Origin of the sequence: Actinomadura xylanilytica (assembly GCF_030283145.1) — a bacterium.
Taxonomy (GTDB): Bacteria; Actinomycetota; Actinomycetes; order Streptosporangiales; family Streptosporangiaceae; genus Spirillospora; species Spirillospora xylanilytica.
This window is the reverse complement of sequence record NZ_JASNWE010000003.1, coordinates 894,398-914,858: the sequence shown is the minus strand read 5'-3', so window position 1 is coordinate 914,858 and position 20,461 is coordinate 894,398. Positions and strand designations below refer to the sequence as shown.

The following is a 20,461-nucleotide window of genomic DNA, read 5'->3' as shown; positions in this document are numbered from 1 at the left end:
ATGGTCACGCGTACGTCTCCAAGTATCTCTTGAGGTCGGCGATGAGCGAGGCGAACTCGGTGGGGGTGAGCGTGAGGTGCGTGCCCGTTGGGTCCTTTGAGTCCCGCACGCCGACACCGGCCCGAGGTGCAAGACGTCCCAGCTCCACGCGGTGCTCGTCGTCCGCTCCACCGCTGTGTGAGCTCTTGCGCCACTGCACGATCATGCGTAGAGCTCTGGGTGCTTCTTGAGGTCCGTGATGAGGGCGGCGAATTCGGTGGGGGTGAGGGTGAGGTGCGCGCCCGCCGGGTCCTTCGAGTCCCTCAGGCCGATTCCCGGTGAGAGGCGGCCGAGTTCGACGCAGTGCTGATCATCGACGCCGCCGCTGTGGGTGCTCTTCCGCCACTGCACGTTCATGTGAGCTGCTCCAAGTACTGCTCGACGAGGGCGCGTGAGGCATCTTCCGGGAGGGCCTTTGCGCCGATGTGTTCAAACTTAGTCCAGAAGTCCCTGACCTCGCCCGGACCTTCGATCAGCCGTCCGCCGTTCTGAGCGCCCGCGTACGCGACGTCGCGCCCGTCCAGACTGATGACCTGGAAGGGGCCATCGAATCCACGATGCGCACCCGCCGAAGGCTGAACGAATCTCATGATGACGTTGGGGAGATCCATCATCTCCCGGAGGTACATCAACTGCGCCTTCATGGCGTCTCGGCCGCCCACCATGCACGCCAGTGCCTTCTCATCGATGATCAACCAGAAGAACGGCGGCTTTTTGCGAACGAGCAGGGTCCGTTGACGCGCGATGCGCTCAGCGATCTCCGCCTCGACATCATCGGCCGTCCCGACCTCGACCAGAGCACGCATGTACTCTTCGGTCTGGAGATGGCTGGGGATCGTGTGGCCGTGATAGCTCCGGATCGCCTCAGCCTGCTCCTCGTACTTGACGAGCTGGCGGCCCCAGTCGGGATCATGGGCCATGCGGGCAAACCAGAGCAAAACCTGCAATAGCTTCCCTGTGCCATATTTCTCGTCGAGCTTCACCAGCTGATCTTCGTGTGGACGCTGTCTGCCCGCCTCCATGTTGGAAACAGTCGAGCGTGCAGCTCCGATGATCTGCCCGCACTGGGTGAGTGAAAGCCCGGCCTTCTCGCGCAAAAAGCGCAGGTAGAAGGCCAGAAAATGCCAAAGAGAGATCTTGGGCTCGAGCGGCTCGCGGGTGATGGGCATCGTTCCTCCTGTTTGTGGTTCGCTCGATAACGCGAAAACAGTAGAACGATCGCATGATCCTTGTCGCGGGAATCGGGATACCGAGGCGAGGAGCGGGCAATGATGGTGACGGCGACGGGGAATCTGATCTTTCGCCTGCTGGGGACGCCGGCGGCCGTTGGGCTCGCGCGCAGCATCACGGACGCGCGACTGTGCAAATGGGACTGTCTTCACATTCTCGACGATGCACTTCTCGTCGTCTCGGAGCTCGTCACCAACGCGACACGGCAGACCCCGTACGAGGAGATCCGCTTCCAGATCGTCCGCGACTCTCCAGGGATCGTCATCGCCGTATGGGACTCCAGTCCCGACCTTCCTCAGCCCAAGCCGATCACCGAACTCACGCTCGAAGATCTGGATCTCTCCGAAGAGGCGTTCGATGACAATGGCGGCTGGGGGCTCCCCATTGTCCAGGCCCTCTCCAGCAAATGCGGCATCACTCGCGATCCCGGCGGCGGGAAATGGACCTGGGCCCGTTTGGTCGCCTGAATCCGCTTCTCTGCATCAACCTGTTCCGCACGACACCTGGTAGGGCCGGTCGCCCGGCGGAGGTCCCGTGTCCTGCGGGCACGCTCCTCCCTCTGGGCGCTATCCCGCGGCGTCGCGCGGGCGCTGGACCTGTGTGATCGTCGCCGTTGCCGCCACGGATCGCTGCTCATGCATGGTGATGACGTCACCCGGTTCGAGGTGCCGCCAGCCGAGCGGGGTCAGTGGGAGCAGCCTGACCGGGCCATGTCCTCCTGGTGGGATCTCGGGCGCGGACTCGACCCAGATGAAGGCGATGTGCAGATCGGCGTGTCCCTCGGTGGTCGTCCGGCCGATGGACCACATCGGCCGGAGTTGTCCGTCGCCGGGGACCGGGAGGTGGCGGCCTCCCGCGTCCGGGGCGACCAGGTGAAGATCGGCTCTGATCAGGCCATGCAGGGTTTCGGATCGTCGCCATTGGAACCAGGCCGCGTCGCTGCCAAGCCACATCTGCTGCGCCGCGGCGACCAGCAGGTCCCAGTACTGGATCGTCTGCCACCGAATGCCGCCGAAGTCTTCGAGGATGACCATCGCGACTTCCCATTCGCCGTGACGGAGGTACTCCCGCACGTCATCGGCGCTGAGGCCGGCCTCGCTCCGTGCGCTCACCGGAACGAGGTCAGCAGCACAGCGCAGCAGATCAGGCACGTCCATGGAGAGATTCTGGGGCTTCACCAGAGCATCGGCCAAGCGCCGCCCCGCTCCGCAGGCGTCGGTATGAGCGCCGGGTCACCGATGAGAGGGAGGCTGCGGCATCCCGAGATCAATCTGTCCGGAGGATCGCTTTGACGAGCGTGGCGGTGTCGGACAGGTCGGGCAGGACGAGGTCGGCTCCGGCGGCGCGGAGGGTGTCCTCGTCGCTGAAGCCGGTGGCGACCGCGATCACGCGGGCGCCGCCCTGGCGGCCCGCCGCGACGTCGTGCGGGGTGTCGCCGACCAGGACGGTGGTCGCGGCGTCGAAGGGGTGGGCGTATTTGCGGTGGGCGCGCCGCTGGGCCAGGCGGACGAGGGGCGGACGGTCGATGTGGTCGGTGCCGTAGGCGCCGACCTCGAAGTCGACGAGGTGGTCCAGCCCGAACGCGGCCAGCTTGTGGACCGCGACGGTGCGCACGTTCCCGGTGAGCACCGACTGGACGGCCTCGTCCCGGACGGCGAGGGCGTCCAGCGCCGCATGTGCCCCCGGGAGTGCGTGGCCGTGGGCGTCGATCTCGTGCCGGCGGGCGGTGAACGCGCTCGCCAGGGCGGTGGTGAGGGACTCGACGAGGGGGTCGGTGGGCGTGATGCCGTGCAGGAGCAGGGTCTCGCTGGAGATGGCGCGTTCGGTGCGTCCGGCCATGGGCGCGAGCTGTTCGAGGGGGCGGCCGGTGACCTGAAGGAACGCCTCCGCGTACATCACGCGGCTGAACCCGGTGACCTTGATCAGCGTGTGGTCGATGTCCCAGAGCACCAGAGTTCGCACGTGGCGATGGTACGGGCCGGGAACGACCAGGAGCATCAGGTCCTCTTCTCGATGCGGCTGCCCCGATCACCGAGTTGTCGGGGGCAGGCGCTGGGGCCGGTGGTGGAACCGCGGACCCTGCTCGACGACGAAGACTCCGGCGAGAACGCCGACCGCGACCTCGTCCGCGTCTGCTCACTCCCGCTCCATGAGGCGGTCATGGACGCCTTCGCGGCGGCCGGCTGGACCTCTGAGGAACGTCACCCGGGGGAAGGGAGCCTTGATGCGGTGGATGGAGGGTGGTGATGCCGGTAAGGACGAGGGCGATTCCGGTGAGGAATTGTTCGCGGTCGTCGTGCTCGCGCATCTGGTCTGCGACGGCCCGGATGAACGGGTAATCGTCGGGGTCGAGATCCTGCCATGCCCTGGACGCGGTGTCGAGGAACTCGGCACGGTCCGCCTCGGAGCCGGGGGCCCTGTCGTCGCCGGTGTTCTGGGAGGTCTGGGTGGTGGCGCCGAGGATGTAGTGGACCAGCGTCGAGGTCGTGGTGAACCAGTCGCCTTGTGGTACGCCCAGCGTGCGGACGGGCCGGCCGATGCTCTCGAAGATCCGCAATGTCACCGGTCCCCAGGGGTTGCGGGTGAGCTGCACCGCGAGCTGGGCGGCGAGCCATGGGTGTTCGGTGACCGCGTCGAACAGGCCGAGTGCGACGGCGCGGATCTCGTCCTGGGGCGTGCCTGCGGCCCCGCCGGCGTCGGTGGTCTCCGCGGGCTGGGTGGGTCGCGTGTGCAGGGCGGTGGCGATGACGGTGTCGGTCGCGGCCTCCAGCAGCTCGTCCATGGTGCCGATGTGCCAGTAGATCGCGCCGGATCCGGTGGCCAGGCGGCCGGTCAGCGCCCGGACCGTCAGGGCGCCCTCGCCTTCCGCGTCCAGCAGCTCGACAGCGGTCTCGACGATGCGCTCCAGGGTGAGCACCTGCCTGCGTCGCTGTGATTGACGTGTCCGTATGGCCATGCCCGACAGTCTGACACGTCTGGAGCACTGGGCCACTATGGAGTAGCGTTCCATCTTGGGGCGGTGCTCCATAAGTGCCCGGGGTCTCGCCGGGCGATCCGATCGAAGGAGGCTCAACGTGTACGACGTGGTGATCGTGGGTGCCGGTCCGGTGGGCCTGTTCCTTGCCGGTGAGCTCGCGCTGGCGGACTGCTCGGTCCTGGTGCTGGAGCGGGACCGGGAGCGGACCTCGCCGTGGAAGGCGCTCCCGCTGGGGATGCGGGGCCTGAACGCCGGATCGGTCGAGACGTTCTACCGCCGCGGGATGCTGGAAGAGCTGCTGAATGCCTCAAGCGCCGACGGGGAGCTGATCGGCGCGGACCCCGACGCGCACGAGCCGCCGGCTCCTCGTGACGTGAGCCACTTCGCGGGCATGCGGCTCGACCCGGCCGACATCGATGCCACCGCCCTTCCGTTCCGGCTTCCCGGCCCGGCGATGGAGGGCATCATGACCAGCCTTGAGGCGGTCGGGACGGTACTGACCGAGTGGGCGGCCGGGCTCGGTGTGCAGATCCTGCGGGGCGCTGCCGTCGAGGCCGTGACCCAGGACGGCGACACCGTCGTCACACGAGCCGGCGGGCGCGATCACCAGGCGCGCTGGCTGGTGGGATGCGACGGCGGACGCAGCACGGTGCGCGAACTGGCGGGCTTTGACTTTGTCGGCACCGAACCGCTGTTCACCGGCTACACCGCCCGCGTCGCCTTCGCCGATCCGCAGAAGCTGGCCATGGGCTTCCACCTGACGCCGGCCGGCATGTACCTGCGGACGCCCTTCGAAGGGCACCTGGGCATGATGGACTTCGACGGCGGCGCCTTCGACCGCTCGCAGCCGCTGACGCGCGAGCACCTCCAGACGGTCCTGCGCCGGGTCTCCGGCACCGACACGGCACTCACCGGGGTCCATCTCGCCTCCAGCTTCACCGACCGCGCGATGCAGGTCACGGCCTACCGGAACGGCCGCATCCTGCTCGCCGGCGACGCCGCCCACATCCACTCCCCGCTCGGCGGCCAGGGCCTCAACCTCGGCATCGGCGACTCCATGAACCTCGGCTGGAAGCTCGCCGCCACCATCCACGGCACCGCGCCGGACGGCCTGCTCGACACCTACACCGCCGAACGCCACCCCATCGGCGCGGCGATCCTCGACTGGTCGCGCGCCCAGGTCGCGACCATGAATCCCGGCCCCGACGCCCCGGCCCTGCGACGGCTGGTGCACGACCTGCTCAGCACCCGTGAGGGGACCACCCACGTGTTCCGCAGCACCTCGGGACTGTCCCACCGCTACGACCTGGGCAGCGACCAGCCACTCGTCGGCCGGACCGCCCCGGACTTCCGTCTCGCCGACGGCACCCGCCTCGGCGACCTGCTGCGCGAAGGACACGGCGTCGCACTCGACTTCACCACCGACCAGCGCCTGCACGACGCGGCGATGATCTGGAAGGGCCCGATCCGCTACGCGGCCGGACCGGTGAGCAACGACCTCGGATTCGGCGCGCTGCTGATCCGGCCCGACGGCGTCGTCGCCTGGACCGACGACCACGACCCCGATCACGAGGCGTTCCGGCGCGCCGCGACCCGCTGGTTCGGCGGCCCGACAGCCTGACAGGACGCCGCGAAGCCGACCGGCGCGCGGCGGGCGAACCAGCCCCGAGTTCCCCGGATCCACACCGATTCCGGGGCACCTTCGAAAAGAGGGAACTTCTATGCCGAGTGAAAGCCCGACCCAGCCCGAGCTGAACAAGGAAGTGGTCCGCCGCTTCTACGAAGCCGTTCTCCGGGTACCCGGCGGCCCGGACTTCGCAACGATCAAAGAGCTGACCGACGAGCAGGAAGTCGAGCTCAACTGGGGCCACCCCGACAGCGGCGTTCACAGGGGAGCCGCCATCGGGCCCGCGCGGCATCGGATGCACGAGCTGACCGGGTTGGACATCCCGGCCATCAGCGTTGACGAGCTCATTGCCGACGGTCCCACGCGCGTGGTGGTGGTGGCCACGAACAGTGGCACTGATATCCACGGCGCCCCGTGGCGGATGACCGTTCTCGAGCTGGTCGACGTGGCGAACGGCAAGATCACCAAGAAGCGTTCGTTCTACCAGGACACTGCGCTTCTCCGGGATATCTCACTCGAACGCGAGGCGGCACTGGCGCAGAAGGCCGGAGAAGCCTGAGTGCCCAGCGGCACGCTGGAGGCGGCGTTCGAGGACGCGGGGCTGTCCGAGCGCCTTCACCTGAAGCCGGGCGAACAGGTCGAGTTCTGACAGGGGACGGCCCCGGGCGCGGTGCCCGGGGCCGTCTCGGGTCAGTTGAACTTCTTCTCCTGCCTGGGGAGGGTGACCTGGGTCGGGCCGCGCCAGGTGCTCTCGGCCCGCGGGGCCACCAGGGCGGCGGCCTCTCCGGCGTCGACGACCGGGACGCGGACCGAGCTGCCCGCGAGGTCGACCGTCACCCGGGCGCCGGTGGGCGTCTCGGTGTTGTAGTCGGCGTCGGCACCCGCGAGGACGAGCGCCAGGCGGTGCCCCTTCTTCAGGACGTAGTCCTGGGGCAGCGTCTGCCAGCCGACCCCGTTGTACTTGCCGGGGGTGAGCGGGGACGGCCTGCTGAGCGAGGTGCGGTTCTGGGCGTCGAGCCAGCCGCGGGCGATCACGTTCACGTCGGACGTGATCGTGGTGACCCGCGCCTGCTTGTAGCAGGCGTCGTCGGCGGGGGTGCTCTCACCGTGGCAGCTCTCGGTGGTGAGGGTCTCGATGCCCGAGCCCGCGCCGAGGTAGTTCACGCGGGTGTCGGTGCCGTAGTCGACCAGGAGGGCGGTCAGGTCGGCGGTGGGCCGGTCGAGCTTGATCTTCAGGTGCGCGTCGGGGGTGCCGGACAGCCGCGCGGTGCGGGGGAGCGGGCCCGACACGTACGCCAGGCGGTACGGCTTGGCGGTGGTCGGGTCGGTGACCATCTCCGCCTCGGTGTAGCCGTAGTTCTCGGCGCCGGGGGCGTCGGTGTAGGACGCGGCGGCGCCCTTGGCGGCGCCCTTCGGGCCGAGGGAGCCGTCCGCGCCGGGCTTTAGGGTGAGGGCGCGGGCACCTGGGGCAGGCCAGTCGCGCTGGGTGATCCACTGGTCGGGGCCGACCTCGATGTCGGCGCGGGGCTCCTTCAGGACGTCGTTGTCCACCTTCATCAGCTCGTGGTCGAACCACTTGTGCAGGGTGGCGATCCACGCGTCCCGGCGCGCGTCGAACGGGTCGACGTGGCCGCGCTGCGACAGCCACACCTTGCGGGTCACGCCGCGCTCGGCGAGGCCGTCCCACCATTTGCCGAAGTTGCTGGTCTTGACGTTGAGGTCGTTGACGCCGTGGTAGGCGAACACGCTGGCGCGGACGTTCCCGACGTTCCCGATCGTCCCGTCGCGGTAGTTCGTGGTCTTCCAGTAGGCGTTGTCGTTGCCGGTCGCGTCGTCCTCGCCCCGGTCGAGCCCGGCGTTGACGGCGGCGCACTTGGCGGGCGGGTCGGTGTCGACGGTGTCGGCGAGGCCCGGCTGCTCGTCGGTCCAGTACTTGACGCCGTTCATCCGGCTGTAGTCGTACCAGCCGCTGATCGCCGAGATCGGCACGATGGTCTCCAGGCCCTTGACGCCGGTGGCGGCGACGCCGTTGGCGAGGGTCCCGTCGTACGATTTTCCGATCATTCCGGTGCGGCCGGTGGTCCAGGACGCCTTGGCGGGCGAGCCGTCCGGCCTGTACGCCTTGGCGCGGCCGTTCAGCCAGTCGACCACGGCCTTGCCGCCGAGGACGTCGGACGGGCCGCCGCTGACCGGGCAGCCGTCCGACCGGGTGGTGCCGACCATGTCGACGGCGAGGAAGGCGTAGCCGCGCGGCACGAAGTAGTTGTCGAAGTACAGCGGGAACTTCACCGGGTTCCCGGCGGCGTCGTAGGTCTTGCGCTCGCTCTCGTTGCCGCGGCCGAGGTTGTCGTAGTAGGGGCTCTCGTCCATGATCACCGGGACCCGGAGCCCGCGTTCGGTCTCCTTGGGCCGGATGATGTCCACGTTGACCCGGTCGCGCCTGCCGTCGTGGTCGCTGTCGACCGGGGACTCGACGTAGACGTGCTCGCGGATCGCGTCCTTGTAGGAGAAGGCCGGCTGCGTCACGCCGTCCTTCACCACGACCCGCGGCGCCGCCGACGCGGCCGGGGCCACGCCGGCGGCGCCGATCAGCGCCGCGCAGGCCAGCGCGGCGAGGGTCGTGCTCCGCCGGGTCCGTTTCAGGGATCGCCTGGGCACCCGCACCTCCGTGACATCGAAATGATCTCTACGGGGGCACAGGCTCCTCGTCCGGCGCCGCGCGGTAAAGGGGGCCGCCTCCGCAACTCCGGCCGGTTTTGGTCACCGGCGGCCCTTGCGCCGCGCGTCCCCCGAAACGGTCAGGCGGGACGCTTCGCGCGGTTGACGGCCGACAGGACGGCGCGGACGGACGCGGTGAGGATCGAGGTGTCCCGGCCCGCGCCCCAGCGGGTGACGCCGTCGACGCGGCATTCGGCGTAGGCGACGGCGGGGGCGTCCCGCCCGGCCGCGGTCGCGTGCTCGACGTACTGGAGGACGTCCACCGCCGTCCCGGCGGCGGCGAGCGCGCCGGTCAGCGCGTCCAGGGGGCCGTTGCCCGAACCGGTGTGCTCGGCCTCCCGCCCATCGATCCGCAGGACGCCGGTGAAGTCGTGGCGGCCGGGCCCGGTGTGGCCCGTCCGCCATCCGGCCAGCGTCACCGGGCCGTCGTCCGCGCGGTCCAGGTACTCGGCGCGGAACAGCTCCCACAGCTCCTTGCCGCTCACCTCCTCGCCGCTGTCGTCGGTGGCGCGCTGCACCACCTCGGAGAACTCGATCTGGAGGCGGCGGGGCAGGTCCAGGCCGTGGCCGGTGCGCAGCAGGTAGGCGATCCCGCCCTTGCCGGACTGGCTGTTGACCCGGATGACCGCCTCGTAGTCGCGGCCCACGTCCCCGGGGTCGATCGGCAGGTACGGGACGTTCCACGGGGCCTGACCGGCCGGGACGCCGAGCGCGGCGGCCCGCTCGGCGTGGTGCGCCATGCCCTTGCTGATCGCGTCCTGGTGCGTCCCGGAGAACGCGGTGTAGACGAGGTCGCCGCCGTAGGGGTGGCGCTCGTGCACCGGCAGCCGGTTGCAGTGCTCGACCGTCCGGCGGATCTCGTCGATGTCGGAGAGGTCGATCCGCGGGTCCACGCCCTGCGCGTGCAGGTTGAGGGCGAGCGTGACCAGGTCGACGTTGCCGGTGCGCTCGCCGTTGCCGAACAGGCAGCCCTCGACCCGCTGCGCCCCGGCCAGCACCGCCAGCTCGGCGCAGGCGACACCGGTGCCGCGGTCGTTGTGCGGGTGCACCGAGAGGATCACCGAGTCGCGCCGGGCGAGGTGGCGGTGCATGTACTCGATCTGGTCGGCGTACACGTTGGGGGTGGCGACCTCGACGGTGACCGGCAGGTTGTGGATCACCGGGCGGTCCGGGGAGGCGTCCCACAGCGCGGTCAGCCCGTCGCACACCTCCAGCGCGAAGTCCGGCTCGGTGAGCATGAAGACCTCGGGCGAGAACTCGAACCGGACGCCCGCCCGGCCGCCCGCCAGCCGGGCCACCTGCCCGGCCGCGTCCCTGATCAGCGCGTGCAGGTCCGCGCGGTCGCGGCCGAGGACGACCTCGCGCCAGACCGGGGCCGTCGCGGTGTACATGTGCACCACCACCCGGGGCAGGCCCTCGATCGAGGCGAAGGTCCGCTCGATCAGGTCGCGGCGGGCGGGGGTGAAGACCACGACGGTGACGTCGTCCGGCACCGCGCCGGACTCGGCCAGGTGCCGGACGAAGTCGAAGTCGGCCCGGCTGGCCGAGGGGTAGCCGACCTCGATCTCCTTGAAGCCCATGGCCGTGAACAGGTCGAACATCCGGCGTTTGCGGGCGGGGTCCATCGGCTCGGCCAGCGCCTGGTTGCCGTCGCGCAGGTCGACCGGCACCCACAGCGGGGCGGTCTCGATGCGGGCGGACGGCCAGGTGCGGTCGATCTCGGGCACCCGCACCCGCTCGAACACGGGCCGGTAGCGGTGGAAGGGCATGGCGCTGCCGCGCTGCGGATTCCAGGCGGGCGCGCCGTCCGGCACGGGGCCGGAGGGGGTGCGCAGGGTGGGGAAGGCCGTCGGGGACGGGGTGCTGCTCACGTGCGTTCCTCAAGGTCGCCGGTGGACGACCGGCAGCGCCGGACCCCGCGGCGGGGTGCCGGTCGGATCAGGCCCCGCCGCGGCGGCCGAGAAGAAGCGCGCGCTGCGACATAATGGCCACCCTAACCACACATCAGCTCCTCAGACAACCTGAGAGGTACCGGAATGGCACTGGGCCCGCTCCGTCCCAGCCCCCTGGTCGAACAGGCCGCCGACCACCTGCGCGAGCAGATCGCCGACGGGTCGTGGCCGGTCGGCACCCGGCTCCCCGGCGAGACCACCCTCGCCAAGCAGCTCGGCGTCGGCCGCTCCACCGTCCGCGAGGCCGTCCGCGCCCTCGCCGGCGCCGGGCTGCTCCAGGCGCGGCAGGGGGCCGGCGTCTTCGTCATCGCCACCGAGCCCGCCGAGGACTGGGCGGCCCGGCTCCGCCGCGCCTCGCTGGCCGACGTCTACGAGGTCCGGATGATGATCGAGGTCCGGGCCGCCGAGCTGGCCGCGCGGCGGCACACCGCCGCGGACCTGGCCGCGCTCGACGCGGCCCTCGCGGCCCGCGACGCCGCCAGGGGGACCGAGGCGTTCATCGACGCCGACATCGCGCTGCACGCCGCCGTCGTGTCCGCCGCGCACAACCCGGTGCTGGCCGACCTGTTCGCCGGATTCGCCCCGGTGCTCCGCGAGGGCCTGCTCGACCTGGTCCGCATCGTCGACGTCCGCGACGCCGAGGACGACCACGGCCGTGAGGCGCACGCCGCCCTGGTCGAGGCGGTCCGCGACCGCGACCCCGCCGCCGCGGGCGACGCCGTCCAGGCCGAGCTGCGCCGCATCCTGCGTAACGTGTCGGAAACCGAGCGGTCCTAACCTCGGGGCGTGGAGATCTCGCCCTTGCGCCCCGAGCACGCCTCCGAGGTGCTCGCCATCTATCAGGCCGGCGTCGACGAGGGGAAGGCCACCTTCGAGACGGCGGCGCCGACCTGGGAGAAGTTCACCGCGGGCAGGCTGCCCGGCCACCGCTTCGTCGCCCGCGACGCCGAGCGGGTGCTCGGCTGGGCGGCGCTCTCGCCGTACTCCGCCCGTCCGGTCTACGCCGGCGTCGCCGAGGTGTCGGTCTACGTCCACCCGGACGCCCGGGGCCGCGGCGTCGGCCGCGCCCTCCTCGGCGCCCTGGTCGACTCGGCCGACCAGGGCGGCCTGTGGACGCTCCAGGCGGGCATCTTCCCCGAGAACACCGCCAGCATCCGGCTCCACGAGGGGTTCGGCTTCCGCACGGTGGGCGTCCGCGAACGCCTCGGCCGCCACGACTTCGAGGGCCGCTCCAGCTGGCGCGACGTGGTCCTGATGGAACGCCGCTGCCCCTGACCGGCCCCGGTCACGGGCAGCGGCGCGTCCGGATGGATCAGATCTCGAAGAGGCCGGACTTCTCGCGGGTGTAGGCCATCACGGAGTCGTGGCCGTAGCCGCTGTCCTTGACGCCCTCCAGCGGGAACATCACCTTGCGGAAGGTGTTGACCCAGACGGTGCCGGTCTCCAGGTTGCGGAACATGCGCTGGGCGGTGCCGAGGGAGTTCGTCCAGACGCCGGCGGCGAGGCCGTAGACCGAGTCGTTGGCGAGGGCGAGGGCCTCTTCCTCGGTGTCGAACGGGATCACCACCGCGACCGGGCCGAAGATCTCCTCCTGGCAGATCCGCAGCGAGTTGTCGCCGGTGGCGAACAGGGTGGGCTCGACCCAGTAGCCGCCCGCGTACCGGTCGTCGTCCACCACCGCGGCGCCGGACCGGCCGCCGAAGACCAGCTCGGCGCCCTCCTTCGCGCCGATCTCCAGGTAGGACACGACCCGCTCGTACTGCTCGCGGGACACGATCGGGCCCATGGTGGTCTCCATGGACATCGGGTCGCCGAGCCGGATGCGCTCGGCGAGCGCCTTCATCCGGAAGATCATCTCGTCGTAGACGGGGCGCTGGATCAGGATCCGGGAGCCGCCGTAGCAGATCTGCCCCGCGTTCGCGGTGAAGATCGCCTGGGTGGTGACGCCGGGCGCGGCCTTGTCCAAGTCGGCGTCGGCGAACACGATGTTGGGCGACTTGCCGCCGAGCTCCAGCGCCAGCGGCTTGAGCGAGTCGGCCGAGGCACGGGTGATGATCTTGGCGGTGTGCACCGAGCCGGTCAGGCTGATCTTGTCGACCCCGCGGCTGCGCACCAGCGGATCGCCGGCCTCCTCGCCGAGGCCCGAGACGATGTTGAGCACCCCGGCCGGCAGCACCTCGCGGAGCAGCTCGCCGACCCGCAGGGTGGACGCGGTGGCCTGCTCGGCGGGCTTGATGATCACGGTGTTGCCGGCCGCCAGGGCGAACGCGGCCTTGGCCGAGAAGGTGGAGATGGGGGAGTTCCACGGGATGATCCCGAGTGTCACCCCGTACGGCTCGCGCCGGGTGACGCCCAGGCTGGACGGGCCGAAGTCCACGCTCCGGCCCTCGACCGCGGCGGCGCACTCGGCGGCGGCGCTGTTCCACAGATAGGTCATGCCGGGCAGGTCGCGCTTGGCCGTCTCGCTGATGATCCGGCCGTTGTCGCGGGTCTCCAGCTCGGCCAGCTCCCGCGCGTTCTCGGCGAACACCGCGGCGACCTTGCGCAGGTAGTGCGCGCGCCCCGCGGCGGGCATCCCCGACCACCTGGGGAACGCGGCGCGCGCGGCGGCCACGGCGGCGGCGGCGTCCTCGGCGGTGCTGCGCGGGATCGTCGCCCAGACCTCCCCGGTGGCCGGATCGACCGACTCGAGCGTCCCGCCGCCCGAGGCCGGGCGCAGCTCGCCGCCGATCAGGTTGGAGTACTCGCGCAGCTCTGTCATCGCGTCCCTTCCGGAATCCGTCATGCGATGACCAAGCGTACGCTTGGTTGACCTCGTGGGGGAAGGCGGGGGCGGCGCACCGCCCCCGCCGGTCAGTGGAGGGCGGCGGTCAGCGGAGGGCGGCGAGCATGTCGGGTAGGCCGCCGTCGTGGACGACGGTGAGGCGGCGGGTGGCGCGGGTGATCGCGACGTAGAGGTCCCGACCGCCGTGCGGGGCGCCGCCGGTGATCCCGACCGGGTCGACCACGATCACCGAGTCGAACTCCAGCCCCTTGGACTCGGTGGTGGTGAGCACGACGGCGGGGGCGTCCAGCGCCTCGGGGGCGTTGCCGGCCGCCATCCCGGGCAGCGCGGCGAGCACCGCCCCGTGCGCGGCGCCGGAGGCGATCACCGCGAGCCGGCCCTCACCGATCAGCTCCAGCTCCGACCGGACGAGCGCGGGCAGCCGGTCGCCGTAGTCGGCGGCCGGAATGCGCAGCGACACCGGGGGAGGCCCGTCGTCGCGGACGGGCTCCGGCGGGACCTGGTCGGGGGCGACCGCGGCCAGCACGTCGGCGGCCACCCGCATGATCGCCGCCGGGGTCCGGTAGTTGACCAGGAGCCGCTGCTCGCGCCACCGGTCCTGGACGTACCGCTCCAGCATCTGGCCCCACGACCGGGCCCCCGCCGGGCTGCCGGTCTGCGCGATGTCGCCGACGACGGTGAGGGACCGGGTCGGGACGCGCCGCATCACCGTGCGCCAGGCCATCTCCGACAGCTCCTGCGCCTCGTCCACGATGACGTGCCCGTACGCCCACTCCCGGTCGGCGGAGGCGCGCTGGGCGGTGGTGAGCGGCGGGCCGTCGTCGTGGTAGCGCTCGGCGAGCGCGGCGGCGTCGACCAGGTCCAGCTCGGCGATCTGCTCCTCGGGGGACGCGCTGCCAGGACCCCCGGCCCCTCCGGCGGCCCCCGGGCCGATCGACTCGATCACCTCCCTCGCGTACCGCTCCTGTTCCCGCCGCTCCGCATCGGCCTTGCGGCGGCGGGCCCGTTCGGCGGGATCGTGCCGGCCGACCCACTCGGCGGCCTCGTCGAGCAGGGGGACGTCGGACGTCGTCCACGGGGAGTCGGCGGGACGGTGCAGGCGGCGCAGCTCGCCGGGGGTGAACGCGGCGCCCAGGCGGCGGAGGCCCTCGGCGTCGGCGAACAGCCCCCGCAGCAGCGACTGCGGGCTCAGCTCGGGCCACAGGGCGTCGATCGCCCCGCGGATGAAGGGGTTCTCCCACAGCTCGTCCTTGGCCAGGCGCAGGTCCCCCTGGTCGAGCAGCGGCTCGTCCACCGACTCGTCCATGAGCTCCTGGAGCCAGCCGGGGAGGCCGCCGGACCGGGCCATCTGCTCCAGCGGCTCGTCGGCCAGCCGGTCGTACTGCTCGGCCCGGTCCAGGGCGAGCACGTCGAGCAGCGCGTGCACGTAGACGCGGCGCTGGACGTTGTGCCCGGCGCGCACCGAGCGGGCGTGGTCGCGGGCCTCCAGGCACTTCTCGTGGGTGACGCGGAGCGTCAGGTCGTCGTACTCGACCTCCAGGTCGCCGTCCGGGACGCGCTGGTGCTCGCGGACGGCGGCCTCGACCAGGCTGGCCATCCGCAGATCGCCCTTGACGACGGCGGTCTCCGGCGTCTCGACCGCGGTCGTGCGCACCCCCGGGTACAGCTCGCCGACGGTGGCGAGGGCGACGTCGGTCTCGCCGAGACCGGGGAGCACCTGCTCGATGTAGCGCAGGAACGTCGCGTTCGGCCCCACCACCAGGACGCCGCGCCGTTCGAGCGCGTCACGGTGGGTGTAGAGCAGGTACGCGGCGCGGTGCAGCGCGGCCACGGTCTTGCCGGTGCCGGGACCGCCCTGCACCACCAGGACGCCCTGGAGCCCGGACCGGATCACCTGGTCCTGCTCCTCCTGGATGGTGGCGACCACGTCGCCCATCCGTCCGGTCCGACCGCGGCGCAGCGTCGCCAGCAGCGCGGCCTCGCCGACGATGGTGCCGCGGTCGGCCTCGGCCAGCCCCTCCAGGTCGAACACCTCGTCGTCCAGCCGGACCACCTCCCGCCCGCGCAGGTGCAGGTGGCGGCGGCGCGCGAGGGTGCCGGGGGAGCTCGGCGTGGCGGTGTAGAACGGGCGGGCCGCCTCGGCCCGCCAGTCGATCAGGAGCGGGACGCGGTGCTCGTCGCGCAGCCCGACGCGGCCGATGTAGAACGTGTCGCCGGGGGTGCCCGCCTCGGCCCGGTGGTCGACGCGGCCGAAGCACAGCGCCCGCTCGACGCCGGAGAGCCGGGCGAGCCTGTTCGCCGCCTCCTCGGTCGCCACCTCGCGCTCGACCGCCGCCTGGAACCCGCTTCCCCCGCCGGCCCCGGGCCCGGAGCGCAGGGTCGCCTCGGCGGTGGCGCGCTCGGTGTCGAGCCGGTCGTAGACGCGGGAGACGTACTCCTGCTCGGCGCGCAGCGCGGTGTCGCGGACATCGTCCTCGCCTGCGCTGCCGGTGTTGTCCGATACGGACTTGACTTGACGGGCTGGCATGCGTCCTATAGCCTCCTATTCAGAGGGTGGGATACTTGTCTGCGCAATTCGTAAGTCGCTAGCGTACCACTCGTTCTCGGCCGAACCGGCCATCGTGGCCGGAAAGCCGGTCGCCTTCGTGGCACCCGCCCCTGACCACGCACCCTGATGACGCGCCCGGCCCCGGCCCGGCCCGTTGAGGGGCGGAGCCGGGGCCGGGGTCAGGTGCTCACCCGTACCGCGTGGTCAGCGGTCGGCGCGGGGGCTCTGGGCCTCCCCGTTGAAGATGTCGTCGAGGTCGTAGGCGACCGGCACCTCAAGCTGCTCGTAGGTGCACGACTCGGGCGTGCGGTCGGCCCGCCAGCGGCGGAACCGGGCCATGTGCCGGAACCGGTCGCCCTGCATCGCCTCGTAGGCCACCTCGACGACCAGCTCGGGACGCACCGCCACCCATGACAGGTCCTTCTTGCCCGTCCAGCGGGAGACGGCGCCCGGCAGCCGGTCGGTGGTCGCCTCGGTCTGCTGCGCCCACCCCTCCCACGGATGCCCGTCGAAGGTCTCCATCCGGTAGGGCTGGAGCTCGTCGACCAGCTCGGCGCGGCGCTTCATCGGGAACGCCCCGACGACGCCGACGTGCTGGAGATGCCCCTCGGAGTCGTAGAGGCCGAGCAGCAGCGAACCGACGATCGGCCCCGACTTGTGCCAGCGGAACCCGGCCACCACGCAGTCGGCGGTGCGCTCGTGCTTGACCTTGAACAGCACCCGCTTGTCGGGCTGGTAGGGCAGGTCGCGCGGCTTGGCGATCACGCCGTCGAGCCCGGCGCCCTCGAACTCGTCGAACCAGCGCAGCGCCACCTCGTGGGAGTCGGAGGCCGGGGTGACGTGGAACGGGTCGCCCGCGTCCGAGAGCGCCTCGACCAGTCGGCGCCGCCGCTCGCCGAGCGGCACCTCCAGCAGCGACTCGTCGCCGAGCGCCAGCAGGTCGAACGCGACGAACGACGCGGGCGTCTCCTCCGACAGGAGCTTGACCCGCGACGCGGCCGGGTGGATGCGCTGCTGGAGAGCGTCGAAGTCGAGATGGGTGCCCCTGCTCAGCACGATCTCGCCGTCGACGACGCAGCGCTCGGGCAGCTCGCGCCGCACCGCCTCGACCAGCTCGGGAAAGTAGCGGGTGAGCGGTTTCTCGCCGCGGCTGGAGAGTTCGACCTCGTCGCCGTCGCGGAAGATGATGCAGCGGAACCCGTCCCACTTGGGTTCGTACAGCAGGTCGCCCTCGGGCATGGTCTTGACCGCCTTGGCCAGCATCGGCGACAGCGGCGGACTGATCGGCAGATCCATCCCCCCATTTTGCGCCCTGCCACTGACAAAAGATCGCTCCGGGACCGGGAGGGCGCGTCGGGACGGGCCCGCCGATACCGCCCGGCGCACGGGGACCATGGCGAACCCCCCGGCCGGCGCCTCCGCTAGCCTGCGGGCATGCGCCGCCTGCTGCCCGAACCCGCCTCCGGCGTCGACCCCTGGGACGCGTACGCCGACGCCCCCGCACTCCGCGTCGGCATGGTGATGAGCGCCGACGGGTCGGTCACCGACGCCGAGGGCTGGACGGACGGCCTGGGCGGCGCCGCCGACTTCCGCGTGTTCCGGACGCTGCGCGCCCTGACCGGCGCGATCCTGGTCGGCGCCGCGACCGCCCGCACCGGCCGCCTCGGCCCGGCCCGGCTCCGTCCCGACCTGCGCGAGCGCCGCGGCGGCCCGCCCGCCCCGATCGTCGTGGTGAGCCGGTCGCTCGACCTGGACTGGACGCTGCCGCTGTTCACCGCCGCCGAGACGCCGACCCTCGTGGTCACCTCGAAGGCCGCGCTCGCGTCCGCCGCGGCCCCGCCGCTCCCGCCCGCGCGGGTGATCGTCGCGGGGGACGACGACGTCGATCTGCGCGCCGCCGTCCGGACGCTGCGCGAGGACCTCGGCCACCGGCACCTGCTCTGCGAGGGCGGGCCCACGCTGGCCGCCGCGCTGATCGGCGCGGGACTGGCCGACGAGCTGTGCCTCAACGTCGCGCCGGCCCTCCTCGGCGGCGGGCCCGGCCACACGCGCGCGCTCGGCGGGCTCGGCGCCGAGGTCCCGGTACGGCTCGCCGCGCTCTACGAGGACGAGGGCGTGCTGTTCGTCCGCTACCTGCTGCCGCGCGCGTAGCGCAGCAGCAGGAAGCTCTCGCTCTCCAGCACGTGGGCCAGGCGCAGCTCGGCCGCGACGGCCATCGCCGGGCCGTGCAGGACGCGCGGCCCCGCGCCCGCCACCAGCAGCGGGCTGAGCGTCAGGCACAGCTCGTCGAGCAGCCCGGCCGCCGCCACCTGGGCCAGCACCCCCGGACCTCCCTCGCACAGCAGCCGGGTGTGGCCGCGCTCGGCCAGCGCGTCGGCGGCGGCGCCGAAGTCGAGCCGGTCGCGGCCCGCGACGATCACGTCGGCCCGCTCGCGCGCGGCGCGCAGCCGCGCCGGGGCGGCCGATTCGGTGGTGAGCACGATGGTCCGGGCCCCGGTCTCGGTGAACACCGGCGCGTCGAAGTCGAGAGCGAGGCCGCGCGACACGATCGCCAGCGGCGGGACGGCCGGCCGGCCCGCGCGGAGCCGGTCCCACCCCTCGCCGGGCCGGACGGGGCCGTACTCCTCGGCGCGGACCGTCCCGGCACCGACCACGATGGCGTCGGCGAGCCCGCGCAGCGTCGAGAACACCAGCCGGTCGGCGGCGCCGCCGAGGCCGCCGCTGCGGTCGTCGCGGGTGGCCGCGCCGTCCAGGCTGGACACCATGTTGGCGCGGAGCCAGCGCCCTTGCTCGGGGTAGGCGTAGTCCTCGGCCAGGTCCACCGGGTCCGCGGACGGCGCGAGGCGCCGGATGAGATCCACAGGCTGCATAGACAGCACAAGCTAGTGCACCGTTCCGCCCGATCGGGGGAGGCGGATCACTGTCCGTATCGCATTCTGTACGAATCCGGCATGGCGCCGGCCCGTTCCGGGTGACAATGGCCCCCGGGGAAAGAACCGGGAAAGAACCGGGGAAGAACCGCACCGAAGGGAGCGGGGTGGAGTTCGCCGCACTCGTCGCATGGGTACTCGCCGCGATGGCGGGGGTGTACCTGCTGATGATCTGGATGCTGAACGGGGGGCCGTCGACCAAGGTCACCAGGTTCCCGCTGCTGCTGGTGGTCGGGCATCCGCTCGCCGCCGTGGTGGGACTGGCCGTCTGGATCGCCTACCTGGCCACCGGCCGGGCGGGGTTCGCCTGGACCGCGTTCGCGGCGCTGCTCGTGGTCGTCTTCCAGGGGTTCCTGCTGTTCACCCGCTGGCTGGTCGGACGCGGCGGACGCCACGCGCGCGGGGCCGAGCAAGCCTTCCCGGCCGCGGCCGTCGCCGTCCACGGCCTGGTCGCGGTCGCCACCGTGGTCCTGGTGTTCCTGACCGCGATCGAGGTCAGCCGCCCCTGAGACCCGCCACCCGCCCGTCCTGCCCGCCCTGCCCGTCCTTCCTCCAGACGACCTCGTCGTGGCGGAGGTCGGCGGTGGGGCGCAGGCCGAGGCGGCGGGCCACGGCGGCCGAAGCGAGGTTGCCGGGGTGGATGTCGGCGGTGAACGCGGTGACGCCCTGGGCGGCGAGCCAGGCGAGCAGGGCGCGGCCCGCCTCGGTGGCGAACCCGAAGCCCTGGTAGGGCATCCCGACGACCCAGGCGACCGAGGCCACCGGGCCGGACGGGCCGGGGGCGACGGTGGCCTGGACGGTGCCGACGGCCCGGCGGTCGCGGCGGCGGCGGACGATCCAGTTCAGCCAGACCTCCTGGTGGAACGGCTCGGGGCCCGCCACCAGCCGCTCGTACCGGGCGCGCAGGTCGGCGGGCGACAGCGGCTCGCCGCCGATGAAGGCGTGCAGGCGCGGGTCGTCCAGCACCTCGGCCATCTCGGCGGCATGGTGGACGGCCAGCGGTTCCAGCCGGAGGCGCGGCGTCTGGAGGGTCTCGGCGATCGGTCCGAACATCCCGCAGACCTTACGGGGTGCCTCCGAGGTGCCGGGTCCACGCGCCCTGGGGATGCTGGCGCGGGTCGAGCCACAGCCACGGCTGCGAGTGGCGGAACGGGAGGTCGGTGCCCGGCTGCCATGGGAACAGCCCGTCGGGGTTGGGCCAGACGACCTGGAGGAACGGCAGCGGGGGGCGGCGGTAGAACGCCACGGCGCCGCCGAACAGCGCCTCGTACCAGCGGGGGGCGACGGGGCGGAACGCCGCCGCGCCGCCGCGCGCGGCCTCCTCGCGGCGCTCGCCGTCCTCCGGGGGAGCGCCCTCGGCGGTCTGCCGGCCGAGGGCGTTGAGGATCTCCTCCATCTCGTAGACGTCGCTGCCGAACATCGCCAGCTCGGACGAGCGGTGGCTGTGCCACAGGCCGATGGTGTACGCCCAGCCGGGGCCTTCTCCGTCGGGGTGGACGAGCACGACGCTCCACCCGTACTGGGTGATGTGCACGATCGTGCGGAGCTGGAAGTTGTCGAGCCGATCGCGGTCACCGTGGTCATGGCAGATGACGCAGTGGCACAGGGGTCGGCCGTCGGGCATGGCGCCCAGCTTACGATCCCGGCGGGTCCGC

At 72.0% G+C, this 20,461-nt stretch carries 21 protein-coding genes; 7 read left to right on the top strand and 14 right to left on the bottom strand.

Features of this window, described 5'->3' with window-relative positions; all coding sequences use genetic code 11:
* Positions 1-4: 4 nt before the first annotated feature.
* The 3 genes from QP090_RS21770 to QP090_RS21760 are packed head-to-tail and all read right to left on the bottom strand — an operon-like array spanning position 5 to position 1,208.
* A complete protein-coding gene (locus tag QP090_RS21770; protein ID WP_285940968.1) occupies positions 5-205 on the bottom strand; it encodes a DUF397 domain-containing protein in 201 nt (66 codons plus the stop codon).
* Positions 202-396: a DUF397 domain-containing protein gene (locus tag QP090_RS21765; protein WP_285940967.1), complete on the bottom strand. Its 195-nt coding sequence runs from the start codon at positions 394-396 to the stop codon at positions 202-204. Before QP090_RS21765 ends, QP090_RS21770 begins: the two co-directional genes overlap by 4 nt.
* Entirely contained in the window at positions 393-1,208 is an 816-nt protein-coding gene (locus QP090_RS21760) for a helix-turn-helix domain-containing protein (protein WP_285940966.1), read from the bottom strand. The genes QP090_RS21765 and QP090_RS21760 overlap by 4 nt, the downstream gene beginning before the upstream one ends.
* 99 nt (positions 1,209-1,307) lie before the next feature.
* Here QP090_RS21760 and QP090_RS21755 point away from each other — a divergent pair, with 99 nt between their 5' ends.
* On the top strand, positions 1,308-1,736 hold the full coding sequence (locus QP090_RS21755) for an ATP-binding protein (RefSeq protein WP_285940965.1): 429 nt from the start codon (positions 1,308-1,310) through the stop codon (positions 1,734-1,736).
* 99 nt (positions 1,737-1,835) lie between these two features.
* Here the strand turns inward: QP090_RS21755 and QP090_RS21750 are convergent, their stop codons facing one another.
* The 3 genes from QP090_RS21750 to QP090_RS21740 form a co-directional block, all read right to left on the bottom strand.
* A complete protein-coding gene (locus tag QP090_RS21750; RefSeq protein ID WP_285940964.1) occupies positions 1,836-2,462 on the bottom strand; it encodes a hypothetical protein in 627 nt (208 codons plus the stop codon).
* A 73-nt stretch (positions 2,463-2,535) separates the two neighbouring features.
* Complete coding sequence (locus QP090_RS21745; protein WP_285940963.1) at positions 2,536-3,231, bottom strand: HAD hydrolase-like protein; 696 nt, start codon at positions 3,229-3,231, stop codon at positions 2,536-2,538.
* Between the two features lie 196 nt (positions 3,232-3,427).
* The gene (locus QP090_RS21740; RefSeq protein WP_285940962.1) at positions 3,428-4,225 is read right to left on the bottom strand and encodes a TetR/AcrR family transcriptional regulator; all 798 of its coding nucleotides are present in this window, start codon (positions 4,223-4,225) and stop codon (positions 3,428-3,430) included.
* Between the two features lie 118 nt (positions 4,226-4,343).
* Between QP090_RS21740 and QP090_RS21735 the strand changes: the two genes are divergently transcribed.
* A complete protein-coding gene (locus QP090_RS21735; RefSeq protein ID WP_285940961.1) occupies positions 4,344-5,867 on the top strand; it encodes an FAD-dependent monooxygenase in 1,524 nt (507 codons plus the stop codon).
* 100 nt (positions 5,868-5,967) lie between these two features.
* Positions 5,968-6,432: a nuclear transport factor 2 family protein gene (locus QP090_RS21730; RefSeq protein ID WP_285940960.1), complete on the top strand. Its 465-nt coding sequence runs from the start codon at positions 5,968-5,970 to the stop codon at positions 6,430-6,432.
* 131 nt (positions 6,433-6,563) lie between these two features.
* On the opposite strand, the gene QP090_RS21725 is transcribed toward QP090_RS21730, so the two are convergent.
* Entirely contained in the window at positions 6,564-8,531 is a 1,968-nt protein-coding gene (locus QP090_RS21725; protein WP_285940959.1) for a Xaa-Pro dipeptidyl-peptidase, read from the bottom strand.
* A 140-nt stretch (positions 8,532-8,671) separates the two neighbouring features.
* Positions 8,672-10,360, bottom strand: a complete 1,689-nt coding sequence (gene leuA / locus QP090_RS21720) for a 2-isopropylmalate synthase (protein WP_285941395.1) — start codon at positions 10,358-10,360, stop codon at positions 8,672-8,674.
* Positions 10,361-10,627: 267 nt separating this feature from the next.
* Here leuA and QP090_RS21715 point away from each other — a divergent pair, with 267 nt between their 5' ends.
* Positions 10,628-11,320 carry a FadR/GntR family transcriptional regulator gene (locus QP090_RS21715; RefSeq protein ID WP_285940958.1) on the top strand — a complete coding sequence of 231 codons (693 nt, stop codon included), beginning with the start codon at positions 10,628-10,630 and terminating at the stop codon, positions 11,318-11,320.
* Between the two features lie 9 nt (positions 11,321-11,329).
* Positions 11,330-11,818, top strand: a complete 489-nt coding sequence (locus QP090_RS21710) for a GNAT family N-acetyltransferase (protein ID WP_285940957.1) — start codon at positions 11,330-11,332, stop codon at positions 11,816-11,818.
* 37 nt (positions 11,819-11,855) lie between these two features.
* Here QP090_RS21710 and QP090_RS21705 read toward each other — a convergent pair whose 3' ends face one another.
* The 3 genes from QP090_RS21705 to QP090_RS21695 form a co-directional block, all read right to left on the bottom strand.
* Positions 11,856-13,328, bottom strand: a complete 1,473-nt coding sequence (locus QP090_RS21705; protein ID WP_285940956.1) for an aldehyde dehydrogenase family protein — start codon at positions 13,326-13,328, stop codon at positions 11,856-11,858.
* A gap of 85 nt (positions 13,329-13,413) precedes the next feature.
* Positions 13,414-15,855, bottom strand: a complete 2,442-nt coding sequence (locus tag QP090_RS21700; protein WP_285940955.1) for a HelD family protein — start codon at positions 15,853-15,855, stop codon at positions 13,414-13,416.
* Positions 15,856-16,080: 225 nt separating this feature from the next.
* On the bottom strand, positions 16,081-17,172 hold the full coding sequence (locus QP090_RS21695) for an ATP-dependent DNA ligase (protein ID WP_285940954.1): 1,092 nt from the start codon (positions 17,170-17,172) through the stop codon (positions 16,081-16,083).
* Between the two features lie 138 nt (positions 17,173-17,310).
* Between QP090_RS21695 and QP090_RS21690 the strand changes: the two genes are divergently transcribed.
* Positions 17,311-18,027 (top strand): dihydrofolate reductase family protein, encoded by a 717-nt coding sequence (locus QP090_RS21690; RefSeq protein WP_285940953.1) that lies wholly within the window; start codon positions 17,311-17,313, stop codon positions 18,025-18,027.
* On the opposite strand, the gene QP090_RS21685 is transcribed toward QP090_RS21690, so the two are convergent.
* The gene (locus tag QP090_RS21685; protein WP_285940952.1) at positions 18,006-18,746 is read right to left on the bottom strand and encodes a pyrimidine reductase family protein; all 741 of its coding nucleotides are present in this window, start codon (positions 18,744-18,746) and stop codon (positions 18,006-18,008) included. The two genes, QP090_RS21690 and QP090_RS21685, sit on opposite strands and share 22 nt — an antisense overlap.
* Positions 18,747-18,913: 167 nt before the next feature.
* On the opposite strand from QP090_RS21685, the gene QP090_RS21680 reads away from it, so the two are divergent.
* Positions 18,914-19,315: a hypothetical protein gene (locus tag QP090_RS21680; protein WP_285940951.1), complete on the top strand. Its 402-nt coding sequence runs from the start codon at positions 18,914-18,916 to the stop codon at positions 19,313-19,315.
* Here the strand turns inward: QP090_RS21680 and QP090_RS21675 are convergent.
* On the bottom strand, positions 19,302-19,859 hold the full coding sequence (locus tag QP090_RS21675) for a GNAT family N-acetyltransferase (protein ID WP_285940950.1): 558 nt from the start codon (positions 19,857-19,859) through the stop codon (positions 19,302-19,304). The two genes, QP090_RS21680 and QP090_RS21675, sit on opposite strands and share 14 nt — an antisense overlap.
* A 10-nt stretch (positions 19,860-19,869) precedes the next feature.
* Complete coding sequence (locus QP090_RS21670) at positions 19,870-20,430, bottom strand: DUF4262 domain-containing protein (RefSeq protein WP_285940949.1); 561 nt, start codon at positions 20,428-20,430, stop codon at positions 19,870-19,872.
* Positions 20,431-20,461 lie beyond the last annotated feature (31 nt).